Origin of the sequence: Streptomyces megasporus (assembly GCF_000718985.1) — a bacterium.
GTDB lineage: Bacteria > Actinomycetota > Actinomycetes > Streptomycetales > Streptomycetaceae > Streptomyces > Streptomyces megasporus.
Window position 1 is genome coordinate 44,712 of the sequence record NZ_JODL01000010.1, and the last position, 19,911, is coordinate 64,622.

At 72.8% G+C, this 19,911-nt stretch carries 20 protein-coding genes, 1 pseudogene and 1 riboswitch; of the genes and pseudogenes, 6 read left to right on the top strand and 15 right to left on the bottom strand.

What is annotated here, in order from left to right:
• Nucleotides 1–33 precede the first annotated feature (33 nt).
• The 7 genes and pseudogenes from IF47_RS0111070 to IF47_RS32125 all read right to left on the bottom strand — a co-directional run.
• Nucleotides 34–1,737 (bottom strand): AMP-binding protein, encoded by a 1,704-nt coding sequence (locus IF47_RS0111070; RefSeq protein WP_031508461.1) that lies wholly within the window; start codon nucleotides 1,735–1,737, stop codon nucleotides 34–36.
• Nucleotides 1,734–3,725, bottom strand: a complete 1,992-nt coding sequence (locus IF47_RS0111075) for an FAD/NAD(P)-binding protein (RefSeq protein ID WP_051717428.1) — start codon at nucleotides 3,723–3,725, stop codon at nucleotides 1,734–1,736. The genes IF47_RS0111070 and IF47_RS0111075 overlap by 4 nt, the downstream gene beginning before the upstream one ends.
• A 6-nt stretch (nucleotides 3,726–3,731) precedes the next feature.
• Nucleotides 3,732–5,063 (bottom strand): methylaspartate mutase, encoded by a 1,332-nt coding sequence (locus tag IF47_RS0111080; RefSeq protein WP_031508463.1) that lies wholly within the window; start codon nucleotides 5,061–5,063, stop codon nucleotides 3,732–3,734.
• Entirely contained in the window at nucleotides 5,060–5,560 is a 501-nt protein-coding gene (locus IF47_RS0111085) for a cobalamin B12-binding domain-containing protein (protein WP_078591731.1), read from the bottom strand. Before IF47_RS0111085 ends, IF47_RS0111080 begins: the two co-directional genes overlap by 4 nt.
• Nucleotides 5,561–5,689: 129 nt before the next feature.
• A complete protein-coding gene (locus IF47_RS28685) occupies nucleotides 5,690–6,112 on the bottom strand; it encodes a cupin domain-containing protein (protein ID WP_031508465.1) in 423 nt (140 codons plus the stop codon).
• 366 nt (nucleotides 6,113–6,478) lie between these two features.
• Nucleotides 6,479–7,183 (bottom strand): substrate-binding domain-containing protein, encoded by a 705-nt coding sequence (locus IF47_RS30645; protein ID WP_051717430.1) that lies wholly within the window; start codon nucleotides 7,181–7,183, stop codon nucleotides 6,479–6,481.
• Nucleotides 7,184–7,231: 48 nt separating this feature from the next.
• Nucleotides 7,232–7,585, bottom strand: a pseudogene (locus tag IF47_RS32125) (helix-turn-helix domain-containing protein); the annotation flags it as partial.
• A 126-nt stretch (nucleotides 7,586–7,711) separates the two neighbouring features.
• On the opposite strand from IF47_RS32125, the gene IF47_RS0111100 reads away from it, so the two are divergent.
• The gene (locus IF47_RS0111100; protein WP_051717432.1) at nucleotides 7,712–8,290 is read left to right on the top strand and encodes a CGNR zinc finger domain-containing protein; all 579 of its coding nucleotides are present in this window, start codon (nucleotides 7,712–7,714) and stop codon (nucleotides 8,288–8,290) included.
• A gap of 258 nt (nucleotides 8,291–8,548) precedes the next feature.
• Complete coding sequence (locus IF47_RS0111105) at nucleotides 8,549–9,904, top strand: vanadium-dependent haloperoxidase (protein WP_106982537.1); 1,356 nt, start codon at nucleotides 8,549–8,551, stop codon at nucleotides 9,902–9,904.
• Between the two features lie 105 nt (nucleotides 9,905–10,009).
• Here the strand turns inward: IF47_RS0111105 and IF47_RS0111110 are convergent, their stop codons facing one another.
• Nucleotides 10,010–10,624 carry a CGNR zinc finger domain-containing protein gene (locus tag IF47_RS0111110; RefSeq protein ID WP_031508470.1) on the bottom strand — a complete coding sequence of 205 codons (615 nt, stop codon included), beginning with the start codon at nucleotides 10,622–10,624 and terminating at the stop codon, nucleotides 10,010–10,012.
• Nucleotides 10,625–10,729: 105 nt separating this feature from the next.
• Here IF47_RS0111110 and IF47_RS0111115 point away from each other — a divergent pair, with 105 nt between their 5' ends.
• From IF47_RS0111115 to IF47_RS0111125, 3 genes are read left to right on the top strand one after another with little or no spacing between them, the layout of a single operon-like run.
• A complete protein-coding gene (locus IF47_RS0111115) occupies nucleotides 10,730–11,305 on the top strand; it encodes an HPP family protein (RefSeq protein WP_031508472.1) in 576 nt (191 codons plus the stop codon).
• A 49-nt stretch (nucleotides 11,306–11,354) separates the two neighbouring features.
• Entirely contained in the window at nucleotides 11,355–12,008 is a 654-nt protein-coding gene (locus IF47_RS0111120) for a pyridoxamine 5'-phosphate oxidase family protein (RefSeq protein WP_031508473.1), read from the top strand.
• Between the two features lie 4 nt (nucleotides 12,009–12,012).
• Complete coding sequence (locus tag IF47_RS0111125) at nucleotides 12,013–12,531, top strand: beta-class carbonic anhydrase (RefSeq protein ID WP_031508474.1); 519 nt, start codon at nucleotides 12,013–12,015, stop codon at nucleotides 12,529–12,531.
• Nucleotides 12,532–12,587: 56 nt separating this feature from the next.
• Here the strand turns inward: IF47_RS0111125 and IF47_RS0111130 are convergent, their stop codons facing one another.
• The 7 genes from IF47_RS0111130 to IF47_RS0111160 form a co-directional block, all read right to left on the bottom strand.
• Nucleotides 12,588–13,382 (bottom strand): (2Fe-2S)-binding protein, encoded by a 795-nt coding sequence (locus IF47_RS0111130; protein WP_037732382.1) that lies wholly within the window; start codon nucleotides 13,380–13,382, stop codon nucleotides 12,588–12,590.
• Entirely contained in the window at nucleotides 13,379–14,218 is an 840-nt protein-coding gene (locus IF47_RS0111135) for an ABC transporter ATP-binding protein (RefSeq protein ID WP_051717436.1), read from the bottom strand. The genes IF47_RS0111130 and IF47_RS0111135 overlap by 4 nt, the downstream gene beginning before the upstream one ends.
• Nucleotides 14,215–15,252: a FecCD family ABC transporter permease gene (locus IF47_RS0111140; RefSeq protein WP_031508478.1), complete on the bottom strand. Its 1,038-nt coding sequence runs from the start codon at nucleotides 15,250–15,252 to the stop codon at nucleotides 14,215–14,217. Before IF47_RS0111140 ends, IF47_RS0111135 begins: the two co-directional genes overlap by 4 nt.
• A gap of 5 nt (nucleotides 15,253–15,257) precedes the next feature.
• Complete coding sequence (locus tag IF47_RS0111145; RefSeq protein ID WP_031508480.1) at nucleotides 15,258–16,250, bottom strand: ABC transporter substrate-binding protein; 993 nt, start codon at nucleotides 16,248–16,250, stop codon at nucleotides 15,258–15,260.
• A 37-nt stretch (nucleotides 16,251–16,287) separates the two neighbouring features.
• Nucleotides 16,288–16,427: riboswitch (cobalamin riboswitch) on the bottom strand.
• Nucleotides 16,428–17,108: 681 nt separating this feature from the next.
• Nucleotides 17,109–17,510: an ATP-binding protein gene (locus IF47_RS0111150; RefSeq protein ID WP_078591733.1), complete on the bottom strand. Its 402-nt coding sequence runs from the start codon at nucleotides 17,508–17,510 to the stop codon at nucleotides 17,109–17,111.
• A 407-nt stretch (nucleotides 17,511–17,917) separates the two neighbouring features.
• Nucleotides 17,918–18,121, bottom strand: coding sequence for a DUF397 domain-containing protein (locus tag IF47_RS0111155; RefSeq protein ID WP_031508482.1), 204 nt, complete (start codon nucleotides 18,119–18,121; stop codon nucleotides 17,918–17,920).
• Complete coding sequence (locus IF47_RS0111160; protein WP_031508484.1) at nucleotides 18,118–19,002, bottom strand: helix-turn-helix domain-containing protein; 885 nt, start codon at nucleotides 19,000–19,002, stop codon at nucleotides 18,118–18,120. Before IF47_RS0111160 ends, IF47_RS0111155 begins: the two co-directional genes overlap by 4 nt.
• A gap of 200 nt (nucleotides 19,003–19,202) precedes the next feature.
• On the opposite strand from IF47_RS0111160, the gene IF47_RS29330 reads away from it, so the two are divergent.
• Entirely contained in the window at nucleotides 19,203–19,895 is a 693-nt protein-coding gene (locus tag IF47_RS29330; protein ID WP_281179460.1) for an ATP-binding protein, read from the top strand.
• The last annotated feature ends 16 nt before the right edge of the window (nucleotides 19,896–19,911 follow it).

A 19,911-nucleotide genomic window follows, 5' to 3' on the forward strand; every position in this document is an offset into this window, starting at 1 on the left:
GGCCGCCGGCCGTGGTCCGGCCGGCGGCCCGGCTCACTCGGCGTGGGCCGGCGCGGGGGACCGCTCCCGCCGGAAGTCGACGGTCCCGGTGCGCTCGCGCAGCTCGGCCCGGCGCACCTTCCCCGACGCGGTGCGCGGCAACCGGTCCGTGAAGGTGATCAGGTGCACCTGCTTCTGCGGGGGCAACTCCTCGTCGAGGTGGGCGAAGACCTCCCGTGCCGTGGACCGGTCGCCGGTGTGGGAGGCGGCCGGGACGACGAACGCCTTGGCCACCCACTGCCCGATCGGGTGGGGGTGCGGCACCACGGCCGCGTCGGCGACCGCGGGGTGGGACAACAGGACGCGCTCCAACTCCAGCGGGGAGATGCGGTGGTCGAAGGACTTGAACATGTCGTCGGCCCGACCGACGTAGCGGAAGCTCCCGTCGGCCTCGCCCACCACCAGGTCGCCGGTGTGGTAGAGGCCGCCGGCGAAGGCCGCCGCCGTGCGCCGCTCGTCGCCCGCGTACCCGGCCATCACGCCGACGGGCCGGTCCGCCGGGTCGACGCCCAGGTCGACGCAGAGCTCGCCGGCCTCCCCCGGCGGCAGCGGCGCGCCCGTCTCCGGGTGGACGACGACGGCCCGGTAGCCGGGCATCGGCCAGCCCATGCGGCCGGGCACCGCCCGACGGCCGGGCGGGGTGCCGAGCTGTCCGGTGGTCTCGGTCTGGCCGTAGCCGTCCCGGATCTCGACGCCCCAGGCGTCCCGGACGGTGCGGAAGACCTCCGGGTCCAGCGGTTCGCCGGCGCTGGTGGCCTCGCGCAGCACGGGCGGGCGCCGCCCGATGCCGTGCCGGACGAGCGCGCGCCACACGCTGGGCGGCGCGCAGAACGAGGTCACCTCGCGGGTGCGCAGCACCTGTGTGATGTGCTCGGGACCGCTGCGCTCGGCGGCCAACGCGACGATCTGCGCCTCGGCGTTCCAGGGGACGAAGAAGGAACTCCAGGCGTGCTTCGCCCAGCCGGGGGCCGAGATGTTGAGGTGGACGTCGCCGGGGCGCAGGCCGTTCCAGTACATGCCCGACAAGTGGCCCACGGGGTAGCTCAGATGGGTGTGGAGGACCATCTTCGGCAGCGACGTGGTGCCCGAGGTGAAGTAGCAGAACAGCGGGTCGTCGGCGGCGGTGGCGGCGTCCGGCCGGAAGTCGGCCGGCGCGGACCGGGAGTGCCGGTGGTCGATCCAGCCGGCGGGCTCGCCGCCCACCGAGATCCGGGTCCACCGTCCGGGCAGGCCCTCGAAGCGGGGGGCCAGGGCGGCCTCCGCCACGACGTGCCGGACCCCGGCGCGGACGACGCGGTCGGCCAGTTCGGCCGGGGAGGCCGTCACATAGGTGGGCACCACCACCGCGCCGAGCTTGATCGAGGCCAGCACCGTCTCCCACAGGGCGGGCCGGTTGTCCAAGGCGACCAGCACCGGGTCGCCGCGGCGCACACCCTGGTCGCGCAGCCAGTTGGCCACCTGGTCCGAGCGCCGGGACAGGTCCGCGAAGGACAGCTCGACGTCGCCCTCCCCGCCCACCACCCGCAGGGCGGTGCGGTGGTTGTCGCGGGACATCGGGTCGAACCAGTCGAGCGCCCAGTTGAAGGTGTCCGGCCGGGGCCAGGAGAACTCCCGGCGGGCGGCCGTCAGGTCCTCCCGGTGCCGCAGCAGGGTGTCGCGGGCCTGCTTGAAGAGCAGCCCCGCCGGGCCGAACGTCATGCCCCCTCCCCTCCGGCCGGTGCCCCCGAGGCGGCGCCGACGAGCGCCCGCCCGGTGGGCCGGGACTCCCGCGGGGCGTCGGCCAGCAGGTCCGCGGCGATGGCGTCGGCGTCCCGGTGGAACAGGGTGCGCATCCCCGGGCGACTGCTGCCGACCTGGGTGAACCAGCGGGTGTGCTCGGTGGGGATGCCCAGCGCGTACAGGTCGGTGCGGACGCGGCCGGCGGCGTCGACGACGTGGAACGGGGCACGGGTGACGGCCAGGCCGCCGGTCTCGAACCGCTCGCCGTGGACGGCGTCCTCGACCACGTACTCCGAGACCAGGCCGTCGGCCAGCAGGCCGCGGACGAGGGGGGAGGTGTCGCGGTGCAGGTTCGGGGTGGGGATGCGGGCGTCGATCAGCACCCGGACCGTCCGCGCCGAGCCCGCCACCCGCGGGGAGGCGACGCGGAAGCCGCCCGCCTCCTCGTCCGGGGTGTAGGCGGTGGCCGGACCGGCGACCTCGACGATCCCGGCGTCGATGAGGGCCAGCAGTTGGCGGACCCGGTACCGGGGCGGCCCGGCCGACAGCAGGGCGTTGACGGGCAGGTAGCGGCGGAGGAAGGCGTCCTGGTGCGAGGAGGGGCGCAGCCCGCCGTAGTCGACCGCCTCCCGGACCACGTTGCGGATGTCGCGCAGGACGTCCAGGGCGGCCTTGAGCGGGCCCTCGCTGTTGCCCAGGTCGGCCTCGTCCAGGTCCCGGCGCATGACCTCCAGCAGCTCGGCGCGGAAGGCCTGTGGGTCGGGGAAGCTCCGGTCGCCGAAGGGGCGGGCCAGACGGTGGAGGTCGAGGGCGGGGACGCCGTCGAGGCCGGCCTCGCGCAGCAGCTCGGTCGGGTCGCCGCCGGAGAGCAGCACGGCGGCGTGGCGCTCGGCGAACCGCTCGCCCGCCTCCTTCCCGTCCCGGGCGGTGACGTGCGCCGTCCAGTAGACGTGGTCGAGTTCCCGCAGGAGCAGCGGCAGCACGTCCTCGTCGAAGTCCAGGCGGGGGCTGCCGGTCTCCGCCGCGCGCCGTTTGCGGGCCTGCTCGACGGCGTGGGGGGTGAGGAAGAGCGCGCGGTGGCTGTGGTGCGGCTCCTTCTGGTTCTTCCCGCGGGCCGGGATCGGCAGCCCGCTGCGGGAGCCGGCCACGATGCGCGGCTCGCGACCGCTGGGCTCGTAGCGCATGGTGCCGTCGGGCAGGGTGGTGAAGGCGCCGCCGCGGCCGAGGGTGAGGGCGACCATCACGTCGTAGAAGGACAGCCCCATGCCCAGGATGCCGACGGCCGTGCCGGGCGGGATGGTGTCGGCGTCCAGGGCGAGGTCGGCGGCGGAGTCGCCGCACAGGTAGTGGACCCCGGGCCGGTCGGCCGCGAAGTCGAGCATCTCGCGCGCGAAGTCGTCGGGCTCGTTGCGGGGGTGACCCGTGGTCAGGACGACCTTGTCGACGGAGAGCGGCATCGGGTCGTTCTCGCGCACCAGGTCGTAGCCCCCGCCCGGGCGCGGTCGCAGCCGGACGATCCGGTCGCGCACCGGGATCAGTTCGGCCTCTTCGGGCAGGTGCTCGGCGATGGTGCGGTAGACCGAGCGCAGGTACTGCCCGTAGCGCAGCCGGGAGGCGTAGTCGTTCGGCCCCAGGGGCTCCTCGCCGTGGGCACGGGCACGCTCGGCTATCCACTGGCCCAGGCTGGGGCCCGCGCCGGGCCGGGCGGGACCGTCGTCGGGGTCCCCGGAGTACATGGTCACCTGGCCGACGACGGTGTTCATGGTGAACCAGTCCTGCTGGTCGGTGCGCCACACGCGGCCCGCGCCGACCTCGACCGCGTCGATGGCGTAGACGAGCAGCCGCCGGCGCGGCGCGGGCTCCTCCCGCAGCCGGACGGCGAGCCGCTCCAGCACGGACAGTCCGCGCGGGCCCGTGCCGATCACGGCGATGGCGAGCGGCTGCGGATCAGTCGGTAGTCCGGTCACTGTTCCTCACTTCGTTTCCTGTCGGATCCGGCCCGCGGCCGGCAGGGCTTCCGGTGACGCCGCAGGGTCCAGGGCCGCGCGGTCGAAGGTGTTCTGGACGTGCGAGAGCATCCCGAGCAGCTCGTCGGCGCCGACCGACGCGGCCGTGCCGCCGGGCGCGCTCCGGACGGGCATCCGGCCGACGGAGGACCAGCGCAGCCGGCCTCGGGAGTCGATGTGGCTGCGGGTGCGCTGGGCGTTGTCGGCGTGCAGGCAGTAAGGGACGTCGAGGTATCCCCGGGCGAACGCCGCCGGGATCGCGCGGTCGATGTCGCGGTGGAGTTCCAGGACGGCCTCCACCATGTCCCGGGCCTCGGCGTGGATCTCCTCCGCCTCGCCCTCGTCGGGGCGGTCGGCCGGGGTGGCGGTCGCGGTGCGGGCCGCCTCGGAGGCCGTCTCCAGGGCGTGGACGTTGTCCTCGATGGTGGGGATGCGGTGGGCTTCGGCGGCCGTCTTGACGATGAGCCGCTCGGTGCCGGTGAGCGCGGCCAGCCGCGCGCTCTCGCGCAGCAGGGCCTGGGCGCCGGGGACGGTGCGCGGGAAGACGCCCATGTAGGTGTAGAGCACCACGTGCCAGTCGGTGTCCCCCAGGTACTCCCCGGCCAGCCGCCGCAGCGCGGCGAGGGCCGCCACGTCCTGGGGGAAGCTGGTCTGCTGGGCGTAGCTGAGGGAGATGCTGCGCAGGCCGTGCCGGCGGAAGAAGACGCCCTCCAGGACGGAGAGGGCCACCAGCAGGCTCGGCGGGCACAGTTGGCCGAGCATGCAGCCGCCGAAGCTCTCCAGGTGGGCCCCGGGAACCTGTTCGGCCAGGACCTCGCAACTGCGGGCCCAGGCGTCGACGGCCTCGACCAGCGGGGTGCGGCTGTAGGGGAGGCAGTAGGAGACCGGCCCGCCCTCCGTGGCGTCGAGCCCGGCGTCGATCAGGGCCTGGACGATGCCCAGGGGCAGGGGGGAGCCGTGGCGCACCTGGATGGCGAAGTCCCCGGCGCCGGCGGCGGCGATCATCTCGCGGGTCGTTCGGCCTCCGTGGGCGACGATGGGGAAGCCGTTGAGCTCCTCGTCCCTCTCCAGGGCGCGTGCCGCGGAGGCGTGGTCGCCGACCCGGGTGTAGCTGTCCAGGGTGATGGTGCCCACCGTGCGGGCGGAGGTGCCGTGGACGGCCTTGAGTCCGGCGCCCATCTGAGCCACGGTCGGGAATCCCATGCGCGGCTGGACGACCAGCTCCCCGTCCGAGCGCGCCGCGGCCACGGCGGCGGCGAACGAACCGGTGGGGGTGGTGCGTCCGACGGGGGCGCTCACAGGGCCGGAGCCGCGGAGCCGGCCGTGCGCAGGGCCCGCGTGTCGGGGGCCGCGAGGTAGCGGCGGAACTCGCCGATGCCCACGGAGTCCTCGAAGACCGCGTCGAAGCCCGCCTCGACCAGGGCCCGGGTGTGGCCGCCGCCCTCGGCCCCGCGGGTGCCGAGCTTGCCGCCGATGACGACGGGCAGGTCGGCCAGGTCGGGCTCGGCGCGCAGCCGGGCGATGAGACGGCGGCCGTCGAGGTGTCCGTGCCCGTTGACGCTGCTGATGACCACCATGTCGGGGCGGTGGCGCCGGCACTCGGCGATCAGGAGTTCGTCCGGGACACAGGCTCCGACGTTGACGACGGTGTGGCCGTACTCCTCGATCAGGAGCTGGAGGAAGACCAGGTTCCAGGTGTGGGAGTCGGAGGAGACGCTGGAGACCAGCACCCGGCGGGGGCCGGTGGTGTCGGGGAGCGGCTCCGGTGTGATCACCGCGGGGGCGGCAGCGGACATGGTGTGCGTATCTCCCGTGGAGTGGTGTGAGGAGCTCGGTGGGTGAGCGGGGCGGGTGTCGGGCCGCGGACCGCTTTGGGCCCCGGGGCCGGTTTCGGGACGGACCCCCCGGTCCCGGGGCCACACGGGTCAGGCCTGCGCGGCGGCCGGTTCGGCGACGGGCCGGATGGGCCGGTCGGGAGTGCGCGCGGCGGCGGGCCGTGTCCGGATGGCCAGCACGGTGCAGCCCTGCCGGCTGGACATCTGGTGCTGGGTGCCGGGGGCCTCGACGACCAGGTCCCCCTTGTTGTAGGAGGTGCCGTCGCTGTGGTCGAGGACGCCGTCGAGGACGAGCATCAGCTCGTAGCCCAGGTGCTCGTGGAAGTCGCCGTGGGCGCCGGGCGGGAAGCGCAGGAGCAGGCCGACGGAGTCCTCGCCCTTCTCCTCGTCGGGGGCCCACAGGACGTGGTGCTCGACCCCGACCCGGCCGGGCTCCTTCCAGGGCACCCACGAGAGGTCGGTGAGTTCGAAGCCGCTGCGGAACACATTGGGAATGAATTCGATGTCGGACATCTCTTCCTCTTTTTCGAAAGCGGGTCGTGAGCCTTCCCGAGTGGACGCGGAGAAGGGGCTCGACGCCTGAAAGAAAACTCCCGGACACGAGGCTATCCGGGCCGCGGGTTCTTGCCTGGGAGAGATTTTGATGACCGGTATCGGGGTTTCCGATGGCCCTTTGCCGGTATCCCCGCGAGAGGTGCCGGGAAAGGTCGCGGGCCCGCCCGGGAACGCGAAACCGCCCGGCACCTCGGAAGGTGCCGGGCGGTTTGGTCGGTCGGTTTGGTCGGTCGGTTTGGTCGGTCGGTTTCTCCGGTCAGGGTCCGGCTTCGGCCGGCGACCGGTTTTTCAGGGAATTCTCAGCGGACTTCTCGGGGGACGTGGTCAGGCCGGGACCGGATCGGCGGCCGTCCCCGGAGTGTCGGAGGGCAGGCCGCCGCGCGTCCGGCCGGCCAGGTCGAGGAAGGCCGAGACGGCGGGGGAGAGCCAGCCGCCGTTCGGCAGCAGGGCCTGCACGTGCACCAGGGCGCCGGGCAGGGAGTCGATCACCACCAGGCCGTCCGGCGTCAGGCCGCAGCCGACCGCGGCCTGCGGGACCATGGCGACGCCCAGCCCGCGGTTCGCCAGGCTGAGGGCGCCGCGGGTGGAGCCGGTCTCCATGACGGCCGGCGCCTTCCCCCGGACCGACGCCAGGTGACGGGGCAGGATGCCCTGGGAGGCGCAGTCCGGGTCCACCACCAGGACCCGGTCCAGCGGGGAGGGGGTGCCCGGCTGGGGAGCGGCCGGGCCGACCGGCACGAAGGGGACGGAGAAGAGCGTCCGGCGGAGCATGTCACCCGCCGTCTCGTCCTGCCGCTCGCCGGGGTCGCGGACGAAGGTGAGCCCCACGTCCACGCCCCCGGAGGCCACCGCGGCCTCCAGGTCCCTGGCGCAGACCACCTTGAGCGAGAGGTGGATTCTGGGATACCGGTAGCGGCACTCCCGGAGTATTTCCTGTAGTTCGTAGTCCATGAGGGGGGCGGTCGCCCCCACCACGATCCGCCCGGCCGGTTCGCCCTTGTTCTTGAGGGCGACGGACATCTCGTCCATGACGCTTAAGATGCGGCTGACGTAGACGCGGAACGTCTCACCGGCGGCTGTGAGGCGAACGCCGTGCGGCAGACGTTGGAAAAGCGGAGAACCCACCCTGCTCTCCAGGGATCTCACATGGGCCGTCACGCTCGACTGGGAGTAACCGAGATTCTTCGCGGTTTTCGTCAGGCTTCCGGTCCTGGCTACTTCCCAGAATGTCTTGAGTTGGTAGACCGAAAAATCCACAGCGGAGCCCCCCACGGCTGTTCCGGTGGTCCACACGGTCGCGAGCGGACCACCTCCCGGGCCCGGTTCCGCGGTCGATGGGGCAACGGGCCTCCCGGCCCGCTTCCCTGAGCCCCCGCGGCGGCCTGCTCGGTCCGCCGCCTCGACCGCACCGTCCCCGACTCGATGTCCCACGCCCCCGTATGCGAACCCGTGATCGATGTTGGTCTGTGTCGCGCAACAGATGAAACGCTAGCACCACGAGTAGAGCATTAGGAGATGACAGTGGCAAAACCCCGTGTCACAGACAGCGGTAGGAGGGTGCGGTCCGAGCCGCTGCCCGTCGCGTTCGCCAACACCCTCTCCGCGGACAAGGGCGTCCTCGTGGAGGGGCTCAAGACGCCCGCCGACCTGGAGGCGTGGCTGTGGCGCCACCGGGGCCTGCTCCCCGAGCCCGGCCTCCCGCCGGGGGACGAGGCGCTCCGCGTCAGCGGGCAGCAACTGCGCCACGCGCGCGCCCTGCGCGACTCGGCCCGGCGTCTGATCGCGGCGCGGGTGGACCGGAAAGCCCCTGATCCGTGGGACGTCGCGCACGTCAACCGCGCTTCCGGCATGTGTCAGTCGTGGCCCGTCCTGGTCTGGTCGGACGCCCGGACACCCGGCACGGAACTGTTCTGCACCGCCGACGCCGTCACCCACTCGCTGGGGCTGATCGCCCGTGCCCTGGTGCTCCTCCTGGCGGGGGAGCAGGGCGCGTTGCTGCGCAGTTGCCGGGCTCCGGGGTGTGTGTGGTTCTTCTACCGCCACCACCCCCGCCGTGCGTGGTGTTCGAACGGCTGCGGCAACCGCGCGCGGGTCGCCCGGCACCAGGCGAGGCACCACGGCGATCACGGACAGTGACGGAAACCCCGGTCCGCGCATGGCAATGAAAAGGCAAAAATTCATTAGCCGACAACATCCGGCCCATGTCGCCGACACCTGGGGGACCCTCATCGGTCAGGCCGATGGCAGGTATCGAGGACGCGGCGCGGAGAGTGCCCTCCACGTCGTTAGCGTCCTTCGCGTGGCCCTGTCACGGACCGGCGCCGGCGGTGTCCACGGTCGCCGGCGCCGGTCCGTCAAGTGGGGCACCACTCGACCCACGAGAGGACTATCCGCATGTCCGGAACCGTTTCACCGCGCCGTCGCACCCTGTTCAAGGCCGCCGCCACGGCCCTGGCGGTCGGCACCCTGGTCTCCGTCGCGCCCACCACCGCGGTCGCCGAGACCGCTCCGGCCGGCACCGACCGCGTCATCTACTGGAACCGGGTGCTCCTGGACGCCTTCCGCGAGGTCGGCGGCCACCCCGGTCCGCTCACCCGCGGTGGGGCCATGCTCAACACGGCTCTCTACGACGTCGCCAACTCCATATCCGGAGCGGGCAAGCCCTATCTGACCGACGTGACCGGGGCGCGCGGCAGACACGCCTCCCTCAACACCGCCCTCGACTTCGCCGCCTACCACGCGCTGGAGGGCGCCTACCCGCAGCTCGACTTCAGCGACGAGCTCGCGGACGCCCTCGCCCTGCCCGACTCCAGCACCGGCACCCACCGGACGTACGCCGCGAAGCTGGGCACCGCGGTCGGCCGGGCGATCGTCGCCGCCCGCGCCAACGACGGCTCGGCCGACACGACGCCGTACAGCCAGATCAACGCGCCGGGCTACTGGCGGCCGACCACCCCGGGCGCGATGCCCGCCGGGGCGAACTGGGGCAAGGTCAAGCCCTGGGTGATCCGGAGCGGTTCGCAGTTCCGTCCGGCCGAGCCGCTGGGCTTCGCCAACAGGAACGAGCTGCTGGCCAGCGACGCCTACGCGGAGCAGGTCAACGAGGTCAAGCGGCTGGGCGGCGCGACCTCCACCGAGCGCACCGCCGACCAGACCGAGATCGCCCGCTTCTGGGCCAACGACGCGGACGGCACCTACAAGCCGGTGGGCCAGCAGTACGAGCACGCCATCATCGTCCAGCAGAGCCTGCGGCCCAACGACACCTCGTACCAGACGTCGAAGCTGTTCGCCCTGCTGTCGGTGAGCCTGGCCGACGCGGCCATCTCCGTCTGGGACTCGAAGTACAGCACCAACCTGTGGCGTCCGGAGACGGCGATCAAGCTCGCCGACACCGACAACAACGACCTGACCGTCGCCGACCCGAACTGGAAGCCGCTGTCGTCCACTCCGGCCGGCGTCCACTTCTCGCCGTCCTTCCCGAGCTACTCGTCCGGTCACTCGGGCATCGCGGCGGCCTGGGCCGGCATCCTGCGGGCCTACTACGGCACCGACAACATCAGCTTCACCGGCACCACCGACGACCCGCAGGCCGTCGGGGTCACCCGCAGCTTCACCAGCCTGAGCCAGGCCGCGCAGGAGAAGGCCGACAGCCGTCTGTACGCCGGCGTCCACTTCCGCATGGACAACGAAGCCGCGCTGCAGCAGGGTTACGCGCTCGCCCAGTACGTCTACGCCAACGCCCTGAAGTGACGTTCGCCGGCCGCGCCCGCGTCCCCCCGCGGCGTCGCGGCCCGGCTTCCCTCCGCCTCCCCGTCGCGGCCGTCCGGCCCGCGGCGGGGAGGCTTCGGCGGACGGTCAGGACCGCCGGCGGTCGTGGTGGCGCGCGACCCGCACCCGGTTGCCGCAGCCGGGGGTGCACCACTCCCGGCGCCGGTGGCTCTTGACGAAGTACAGGATGCAGCCGGGGGCGGCGCAGGCGCGCACCTCGTGTCGCCGCGGGCCCGCCAGCAGTTCGACGCCGGAGACGGCCACCATGCCCAGCAGGATCAGGTGCGGGTCCGCCTCGACCCAGCGCACCACCGGCCCCGGCGCCCCGGAGTGCCCGAGTTCGGGCCAGCTCACGGCCAGCCGCGCGTCCCGGTTCACCACGGTGACCGGCTGCTCGTCGTAGGGCTCCTCGGCGGTGCAGGCGCGGCTCAGCTCCCTCAGCGCCTCGCGGAGCCGCCGGAACTCCTCCACGTGGAAGGTCGTCGCCCGGTCGGTCGCCCGCTCGATCAGCTCCCGGGGGAACGCCTCGGCGTGCTCCTCGATCCAGCGGTCCAGGTCGGCCGGGGTGGTCAGCGCGTCGACCGGGCCACCGCGCAACCCACCCTGGACGAACGTGGTGTTCACCAGGTCCAGTGCCAGTGGTTCCCCGGTCAGAGGTGGCCGGGGCGTCTGCCTGCTCTGCGTCTCTGCCGCCCTCCCCAAGTCCGGGTTGCTGCCTCGAACTCGATAATGCCATACTCCCGATCTAATGGATTAGATGGCTTCCAATCCATTAGATGAGAGACGGCAGCGACCCGGAGGTCTTCCGTGACAACAGAACCGTCCGTCGGCACCGCGGCGGCCCCGACCCTCACGGCGGCGGCCCCCGTCCAGGCCGCGCCGGCCGCCGCCCCCGGGCGGCTGAGCAGCAAGGCGCCGGCGCGTCCGCGCGCCCTCACCGTCGCCGTGGCCACCGCCGGCTCGGTGGTCGCACTGGTCCTCCTGGTGGCCATCGGCACCGGGCTGGACCAGGTCTGGCTGATCCCCCCGCTCGCGGCCAGTTCCGCCCTGGTCTTCGGGGCCCCCGCCCTGCCGCTGGCCCAGCCGCGCAGCGTCGTCGGCGGGCAGTTGCTGTCCGCGCTGACCGGGTTCGCCGTCCTGGCGGTGGCCGGGAGCTCCGCGTGGGGGGCCGCGGTGGCGGGCGGTCTCGCGCTCGGCGTGATGATGCTGGCCCGCACCCCCCACTCGCCCGCGGCGGCCACCGCCGTGATCGTCGTGGCCCAGTCGCCCGAACCGGCGCTGTTCCTGGTCCTGTTGGCCGCCGCGTCGACGGTCCTGGTCCTCGTCGGCGTCGCGGTCGGCCGACTCCGCGCCACCACCGACTACCCCACCTACTGGTGGTGAGGGGCGCCCCCACGGGGCGCTCCTCGTCCGCCTCGCCCGGAGGACCGAGATGACCAGCCGCTACGCCCAGGTCGCCTTCACCCGGAACGTCCGGCGCCACCAGGAGGCGCACAGCAGTCGCAGGGCCTACGCGCGCATGGAACAGGGACCGGCGGAGGCCGACCTGCTGGGCCCCGACGAGATCGACTTCATCGCCGGGCGCGACAGCTTCTACCTGGCCAGCGTCGGCGAGACCGGCTGGCCCTACGTCCAACACCGGGGCGGCCCGCCGGGGTTCCTCCACGCCCTCGACCCCGGCACCCTCGCCTTCGTCGACTACCGGGGCAACCGCCAGTACATCACCGTCGGCAACCTCGACCACGACAACCGGGTCTCCCTGCTGTTGATGGACTACCCCGCGCGGGCCCGCCTGAAGGTCTACGGACGGGCCCGCGCCGTGGACCCGCCGGAGGCGGGGGACCTCATCGCCCGGCTGTACCCGGCCGGCGTCCGCAGCCCGGCCGAGCGCCTGATCGTCATCGACGTGGAGGCGTACGACTGGAACTGCCCCCAGCACATCACCCCCCGCTACACCGCCGAGGAGGTCGAGCGGGCCGTGGCGCCACTGCGCCGGCGCCTGGAAGACCTCGAGCGCGAGAACGCCGCGCTGCGGAACGGCGACGCCTCGGCGCTCACCACGTCCCCCCGAACCGGAGAACGGTGACCACATGCAGACGGACCGGACCGCGACCGACGCCTACCTGGCCCACAACCTCGCCCGCGCCACGGGGCCCCGGGAACCGCTCCCCATGCCCCCCGCCCGCCGCACCGCCGTCGTCACCTGCATGGACGCGCGACTGGACGTCTACGCCCTCCTCGGCCTCTCCGTGGGCGACTCGCACGTCTTCCGCAACGCCGGAGGCATCGTCACCGACGACGTCATCCGCTCCCTGGCCGTCAGTCAGCGGCTGCTGAACACCCGGGAGATCATCCTCGTCCACCACACCGACTGCGGCATGGCCACCTTCGCCGACGGGGACTTCCTCGCCTCCCTGGAGGAGGACGCCGGCGTCCGGCCCGACTGGGTGCCCGGGAGCTTCACCGACCCCGTGGAGAACGTCCGGGCCTCCCTGGCCCGGGTGCACGCCAGCCCCTTCATCCCCCACAAGGAGTCCGTGCGCGGCTTCGTGCTGGATCTGAGGACGGAACGGCTCGAAGAGGTCCGTGTCGAGGCCCCGGTGGGCTGAGAACCCTCGCACCGGGCCGCCGCCGTTCCCCGCCCGGGGAGCGGCGGCGGCCCGGTTCAGCGCTTCCGGGCGTAGGCGCGCAACCGTTCCCCGCGATCGGTCAGGCAGCAACTCGCGCAGCGCACCGCCTCGGCGGAGGTGTGGAAGAGGCAGCAGGTGCGGCGCAGGTACACCAGGCGCTCCCGACCGTCCGAGACCCGACGCACCCGCGCCGTCTCGCCCAGCGCGGCCAGGCCGCCGGGCGCGCCCGCGACGAACCGCTCCCACCGCCGCTCCAACAGGTCGAGACGGCCGTCGTGAGCGCCGTCGAGATCGCCGAAACCGCCGTCCGAACCGCCGTCGAAGGCGCACAGGGCGACGGCGCAGCCGTGCGCGATGCCGCCGCGCAACTGCCGCAGGCCCGCGCGGGTCCGTCGGTGGAGGGCGTCGGCGACGGGCAGCAGGTGCTCCTCCAGCACCGTCCGGCGCAGCACCGCCACGGACTCCTCGCCGGGGCGGGCCGCCGCGAACCGAGCCTCGCGCACCCGCACTCCCGCGATGCCGTGGGCGTGCGGACGCACCAGGACGTTGCCCGCCGACAGGTCCGGCACCCGGTCGGTCAGGGCCCAGTGGAGGACGGCCGCGGCGGTGACCCGGCCCGCGTAGACCGCCATCACCGTCAGCGCGGCGGCGTGCGCGGTGCGGTGACCGCTGCCGTGGTACTCGTGCTCGATCAGCGTGCCCAGCGCCTCGCCCGCCGGGTCGGCGAGCGAGGACGCCGCGAGCCACCGCCCCGCCTCGGCGGCGTCCGGCCCGCCCACCGCGACGTGCCACCGCGGCCCGTACGGCACGGGCGTCCACGGCCCGCTCACGACGACACCGCGGGGACGGTCGAGGCGGCCGGGCCGGCCGGGACGGGCACGGAGCCGGGCAGGTAGACGATGGTGGGCGCTCCTGTGTCCGGGTGGACGGCGACGCGGGCCCGCACCCCGTACACGTCGGCGATCAGCTCCTCGGTCAGCACCTCCACCGGGGTGCCGGAGGCGGCGACCCGGCCGTCCCGCAGCACGTACAGCCGGTCGCAGCACCAGGCGGCCAGGTTGAGGTCGTGGAGCACCAGCAGGTTGGTGGTGCCCAGCGACCTCACCAGGGCCAGCACCTCCAACTGGAAGCGGATGTCCAGATGGTTGGTGGGCTCGTCCAGCACCAGCAGACCGGGCTCCTGGACGAGCGCGCGGGCGATCAGCACCCGCTGCCGTTCGCCGCCCGAGAGGCCTTCGAAGCGACGGCGGGCCAGGTCGGCGGAGCCCACCCGGCGCAGCGCCTCGGCGACGAGCCGGGCGTCGTCGGGGCCGTCCTGCTCCCAGAACCGCTTGTGCGGCCCGCGCCCCATCGCGACGACCTCGTCCACGGTCAGGCCGGTGATCCCGACGGCGTCCTGGGGGACGACGGCGATCCGCCGGGCGCGCTCCTTGACCCGCAGCCCCGCGGTGTCGGCGCCGTCCACCAGGACGCGGCCCGCGGTGGGACGGAGCGCTCCGTGGACGCAGCGCAGGAAGGTGGTCTTGCCGCTCCCGTTGGGGCCGACCAGCCCGACGGTCTCGCCGGGCCGGGCCACGAGGTCCACGTCCGCGAGCAGGGCGCGGCCCTCCACCGTGTAGCCGACGCCTTCGGCGGCGAGCGCGGCCGGCCGGGGCACGGCGCTCATCCGGTCACCTCCGTACGGGTGGTGCGGCGCAGCAGCCACAGGAAGAAGGGGCCGCCGGCCAGCGCGGTGACGACGCCGACCGGTATCTCCTGCGGCGCGGCGACGGTCCGCGCCAACAGGTCGGCCAGCAGCAGGAACACCGCCCCGCCCAGCGCGGCCACCGGCAGCAGCCGGCGGTGGGAGGCGCCGACGACCATCCGGGCCGCGTGCGGCACCATCAGGCCGACGAAGCCGATCGCGCCGCTGTGGGCCACCAGCACGCCCACCACCAGCGAGGTCAGCACGAACGCCCAGGCCCGGAACCGGCCCGGATCCAGCCCCAGGCCCCGCGCGTCCTCCTCGCCGGCGAGCATCGTGTCCAGGGGGCGGGCGAGGGCGAGCAGCAGCCCGGTGCCGAGCGTCAACGCGACCGTCGGCACCAGCAGTTCGCTCCACCGGGCGCCGCCGAGGCCGCCCAGGGTCCAGAACATCACCGACCTCACGTGCTCGGCCCGCGCGGAGAGCACCAACACCAGACTGGTGAACGCCGACAGCACGTACTGGACCGCCACCCCGGACAGCACCAGCCGTCCGGTCGTCATGGCGCCGCCGCGCCGCGCCAGCGCCCAGACCACCACCAGCGCCCCGAGCGACCCGACGAACGCGGCGACGGGCAGCATCACGGTGGTGGCCGTGCCCGCCCCCGCCCCCAGCGCGATCACCACGACCGCGCCCGCCGAGGCGCCCGAGGAGGCGCCCAGCAGGAACGGATCGGCCAACGGATTGCGGACCAGCGCCTGCAGAACCGTTCCCGCGACCGCGAGCCCGGCCCCCACCAGCGCCCCGAGCACCATCCGCGGCGCCCGCACGTCCCACACGATCGAGGCGAACGCCCCGCTCCGCTCCCCGTCGAGGACGATCCGCACCACCTCGCCGGGCGGGATGCGCACCGACCCCAGCGCCAGACTCGCCACCGCCACCGCCGCCAACAGCACGGCCAGCACGACCAGCAGGGCGGAGCAGCGGACGGCGGAGGAGCCCGGGAGCCCCCTCACGCCCCTCACCCCGCCGCGGGGTGGAGCTGTTCGGCCAGGCTCTCCACGGCATCGGCCACGCGGACGCCCAGGACGGCCGAGGACAGGGGCAGCACCGCGAACCGCTCGTCGCGGATCGCCGGCACGTCCGCCAGCGCGGGATCGCCGAGCAGCCGCTTCTTCTTGGCCTCGACGGTGGTGCCGCCGTAGTCGTGGATCACGATCACCTCGGGCGCGCGCTTGATGACCTGTTCCCAGGAGACGTCGCCGAAGTCGTCGGCCAGGTCGGCGAAGACGTTCTCGCCGCCGGCCGCCGAGATGATCTGGTTGCCGATGCCGTGGCCGCCCGCGGTGAAGGCGGAGGAGTCGCCGGAGTCGTAGACGAACACCGTCGGCTTCGCCACGTCCGCCAGCCGCTTCTCGACCCGCTCGATCCGCCTCCGCTGTTCTTCCAGGAGCGCCGCGCCGCGCTCGGGCACGCCGAAGACGCGGGCCACCTCGGTGATCTCGGTCTCCAACTCGTCCAGCCCGACGGGCCCGTCGGCGCAGGACTCGACGTTGAGGCGGGTGCCGATCCCGGCCCCCTCCAGGAAGGCGCGGTCGCGGCCGGCGGCCTTGTCGAAGGCGCTGGCGTAGCCGCCGTAGACGAAGTCGGGATTCGCGCCGAGCAGCACCTCCTTGGACGGGTACTCCTCGGCGAGCACCGTCACCTCCTCGTAGTCCTCCCGGTACTTCGGGGAGATCGCGTCGTCGAGGTAGGCGGTGCCGGCCATGCGCTCCCGCAGACCGAGGGCGAGCAGGATCTCGGTGGTGTGCTGGTTCATGGTGACGGCGCGCTCGGGGGGAGCGTCGAAGACCGTCTCCACACCGCAGTTGGTCACCGTGAGGGGGAAGCCCTCCACCGGGGCGGCACCCCGGTCCTTCCCGTTCTCGCCGCCGTCGGCCGAGCCGCAGGCGGCGAGCGGGACCAGCAAGGCGGAGGCTATGAGGGTGCGCAGGGCGGCGCGGGATCTGGCCATGGCCGTACCTCTCCGGGGGATTTCCTCGTCCCCTGGTCGAAGCGGAAGGCGGCGCGTCAGTGTCTGACTCCCGTACGCCCGCGCGGGGCGTGCGGTCACAGTGGCGGGACCGTACCGGATTCGCACCGGTTTCCTGTCCATCGCCGCCTGGTGAGCACGGCCAGTCTGCCAGACGCCCCGCCCCGGCACGACGGCACCGGCACGCCCGCCCCGGTGCGACGACACCGGTGCGAAGGGCGTGGAGCGGGGGGAGGGTGCCCGGATGGGAGCCGGGACCGCCTGCCACGGGGAGACGGGCGAGCGATTCGCCGCCCACGCCGCGGAGAGCGTTTACAACGCCCACATCGACCGGCCGGCCATGCCGAAACCGGCCGGTGACGTGACCGGAGCACGGGTACTGGACCTCGGCTGCGGGGCGGGGCACCACGCCGCCGAACTGCGCCGGCGCGGCGCGGCCCGGATCGTCGGCGTCGACGGCAGCGCGGCTCTGCGCCTTCCGGGACGGGTTTGCCCCGGTGCGACGCGAAGGCGGCCCGACGGGTTTCCCGGCGCCGGGTGGGAAGGCGGAGCGGAGGGTGCCGGTAGAGCGATGGAAAGAGCGAACGCCCTGGTGGGGGCTCCTTGTCGTTTTCTCGTGACCGCTTTTCCGTGGTCGCTTCTCCGCGCCGTCGTGCCGGCCGTCGAAGGAGCGGCCGACCTCGGCACGAGGTGGTCACCCCCTACGGCGAAGGGGCCCTCTTCTTCGTCGGGAATCCGTTCGTGCTCGTGTGGTACCGGAAACGCCGGCGGGAAATCCTCCGGAATCGTGGAAGCGGACCAGGGGAATTCCCTCCTGAGGCCGATCTGCTTTTCGGTACGTCATGTCCGCACCGGGAAGGCGGCACGAATCGTCTTGCCCTTGCCCGGACGGAGGGCGACGGTCACCTCGGAGGCCAACTCGCGCACCAGCAGCCAGCCGAACCCGCCGGGCACGGACGGATTGATCTCCACCGTCCTGGGCCGCCGGACACTGGCGTCCGAGACCTCCACCGCGACGCCCTCGTGCTCCGCCTCCAGACGGAAGCCCGTGACTCCTCCGGCGTGACGTATCGCGTTGGTCACCAACTCCGAGACGCCCAGCAGTACGGCGTCCACGTCCGCCTGATAGGCACCCGGTTTCTTCGCCCGCAGGAACCCGCGCGTGATGTCCCGCGCCCGTTCTCCGGACTGCGGGGGACGGATCGACAACCGTTCTCGAGACCGGTCCCTTCCTCCACGCATCGGTCCTCCTGTCTCTTCCGAACCTCGTGTTCCGTCTGCCCTCTCGGGCCGGGGCCGAACGCGACCGGACGCGGTTGTTTCCTTCGCCGGAAGCGCCGGCGAGAATGCGACGTTCCCACGGGGAGCGCCGCAGGACACCCCTCGAAGGGCGCGGGAGAAGGGATCGGGGAAAGAGAGCGGACGCCATGGGCCCGCGAGGAGGGAAATGCGTGCGTGCCGGGAGGGAAAAGATCGCCGCCACACCGGCCGGGACCGCCTCCCAACCGCTGTCGCGCCGGCCGGGTGCGCACGGGCGCGCGGGTGAGCGAGGGGGTTCCGAACCGTGTCCGACGCCTGCGGAGCGTGTCACCGTCCGGAGACCGACGCGGCGGGGCCACCCACCACGTGGACACGGCCGGACGGCCGGCTCAGCGCAGGTGGTCGAGGAACGCCCTCCATGCCTCCGGACCGATCCCGAGCACCGGCCCGGAGGGCCGCTTGCTGTCGCGCACGGGAACCACGCCGGGGACGTTGTCGGCCACTTCGACGCACTCGTTGTTGCCGCCGCTGTACGTGCTGCTGCGCCACTCCGCACCCGACAGGTCCGGCGTGCTGTGGCGTGTGCTCTTCATGGTCTGTGCTCCTTGGCCCTGCGGTGGATGACGGCACGGGACTCCACCGGAGAGAGCGCGGATGTGCGTGCGGCGTCGAACAGGTCCCGGTATCGGGCGACCTCCGCCTCACGCTCAAGCCACATGGAGCCGGTCGGGTTGTCGGCCAACACCACGTCGAGCGCTCCCTCTTCGGGAAAACCCAGCACTACGTATGGGCCGAACATACTCGCATGGGCGCCACGGGAGAACGGCATGACCTGGACGGTTACGTTGGGGCGCTCGGATACGTCCAGAAGGTGCTGTAGCTGCGCCTTCATCACCTGTGGTCCGCCGACCTGTTGGAGGAGTACGGCTTCCGAGAGCACAGCCCAGAGACGCAGCGGGGAGTCGCCGCTCAACCGCTCCTGGCGGGCGATACGCACCTGCACGAACTTCTCGATCTCGTCTGCTGTCTGCCACTGCCGTGAAGCGACGGTCACGGCTCGGATGTACTCCGGTGTCTGGAGCAGTCCGGGCACAAGTTGCGCCTGGAAGGTGCGGATGGATTCCGCCATCGTCTCCAAGGCGATGTAGTCGCGGTAGGTGTCCGCGAGGACAGAGCTGTACTGGTTCCACCACCCCTGCCTGCGACGGCGGTTGGCCTTGCGAGCCAACGCGGCCAGGCGATCGCGCAGTTCGGCGTCCGACACCTGGTAGGCGTGCAACATGGCCGTCAGGTCGGGGAGTCGAACTGCCACCCGACCGTTCTCGATGCGGCTGATCTTGCCCTTGGTGCAGTCGAGGGCTTCGGCCGCCTGGACGGTGGTCAACCCCGCTGCTTCTCTCAACCGGCGCAACTCGTCTCCGAGCTGGCGGCCGAGAACGGTGGATGGGTTCGCGGTGTTGCTCTTCGTAAGCATGTCGACACGTTTAGCAGAGCAACGAGTCTCGCGTAACAGCATTAATCCGAAAGAGGGAACATCGACACCATCTGCATTGGAAACGTTGCAAGCTGGCGTGGTGCGCGTACATGCTGCGGGCCTTGGACGCCGGCGTCCCGCTGACCAACGTGCCTTCTCCGTGCGGAACTCCGGTTGAGCGTCGATTCCTGGGGGCTGTCGTGGCCGAACCGAAACAAGTCGCTTTCCGCCTTCCTCGCCGTCGGAGCAGCGCTCCCAGAGCACGGGCGATGTTGCACGCAGCGTTGGGGGAGTGGCGCATCGATCAGGACGTCGTCGGCACGGCGGAGCTGGTGCTGTCGGAGCTGGTGACCAACGCCCTGCGGGTGCGTGTGCCGCGTGACCGACAGGTGGGCGTGCGGATCGCGCACTCACGGGAGGACGGTCTCCTGCGACTGGAAGTGAGCGACGCCGGGGCGGGCCGGCCCGAGGTGCGCAGGCCCGCCGTGGACGAGACGGGCGGGCGCGGATTGCTCCTCGTGGAATCGCTGGCCCACCGCTGGGGCGTGGAGGTGCGCCCCCACGGGATCGGGAAGACGGTGTGGGCCGAACTGAAAGCCCCGGACCTGACCGCCGAACCCGTCGAACGGGAGATCGCGGCGGTGACGATCCAACCCGGCCAGCAGGTCAAGTTGTGGGGGCTGTGGCAGACGGTCCGCAGCGCCCGTGGTGAGCGGTCGCCCCTGGGCGGACTCGTCATGGTGCTGGGCTTGGACGACGGTCCGCCGCTGCGCGTGGACGCCGCCGAACCGCTGACCGTACGGGACGGCGAGCCCGAGCGAGCCACCACCGGTGAGGAGACGCCGCCGGCCACGGAGGAGCGGCCCCCGCGAGAGGCGCCACGCGGGAGGTGACGCGCGACGGCCCGCG

What these genes read in the sequence shown, in the direction of transcription:
- IF47_RS0111070 (WP_031508461.1), bottom strand. Translation starts at nt 1,737, where the DNA reads ATGACGTTCGGCCCGGCGGGGCTGCTCTTCAAGCAGGCCCGCGACACC.
- IF47_RS0111085 (WP_078591731.1), bottom strand. Translation starts at nt 5,560, where the DNA reads ATGTCCGCTGCCGCCCCCGCGGTGATCACACCGGAGCCGCTCCCCGAC.
- IF47_RS28685 (WP_031508465.1), bottom strand. Translation starts at nt 6,112, where the DNA reads ATGTCCGACATCGAATTCATTCCCAATGTGTTCCGCAGCGGCTTCGAA.
- IF47_RS30645 (WP_051717430.1), bottom strand. Translation starts at nt 7,183, where the DNA reads ATGGACGAGATGTCCGTCGCCCTCAAGAACAAGGGCGAACCGGCCGGG.
- IF47_RS0111105 (WP_106982537.1), top strand. Translation starts at nt 8,549, where the DNA reads ATGTCCGGAACCGTTTCACCGCGCCGTCGCACCCTGTTCAAGGCCGCC.
- IF47_RS0111120 (WP_031508473.1), top strand. Translation starts at nt 11,355, where the DNA reads ATGACCAGCCGCTACGCCCAGGTCGCCTTCACCCGGAACGTCCGGCGC.
- IF47_RS0111125 (WP_031508474.1), top strand. Translation starts at nt 12,013, where the DNA reads ATGCAGACGGACCGGACCGCGACCGACGCCTACCTGGCCCACAACCTC.
- IF47_RS0111135 (WP_051717436.1), bottom strand. Translation starts at nt 14,218, where the DNA reads ATGAGCGCCGTGCCCCGGCCGGCCGCGCTCGCCGCCGAAGGCGTCGGC.
- IF47_RS0111145 (WP_031508480.1), bottom strand. Translation starts at nt 16,250, where the DNA reads ATGGCCAGATCCCGCGCCGCCCTGCGCACCCTCATAGCCTCCGCCTTG.
- IF47_RS0111150 (WP_078591733.1), bottom strand. Translation starts at nt 17,510, where the DNA reads ATGCGTGGAGGAAGGGACCGGTCTCGAGAACGGTTGTCGATCCGTCCC.
- IF47_RS0111155 (WP_031508482.1), bottom strand. Translation starts at nt 18,121, where the DNA reads ATGAAGAGCACACGCCACAGCACGCCGGACCTGTCGGGTGCGGAGTGG.
- IF47_RS0111160 (WP_031508484.1), bottom strand. Translation starts at nt 19,002, where the DNA reads ATGCTTACGAAGAGCAACACCGCGAACCCATCCACCGTTCTCGGCCGC.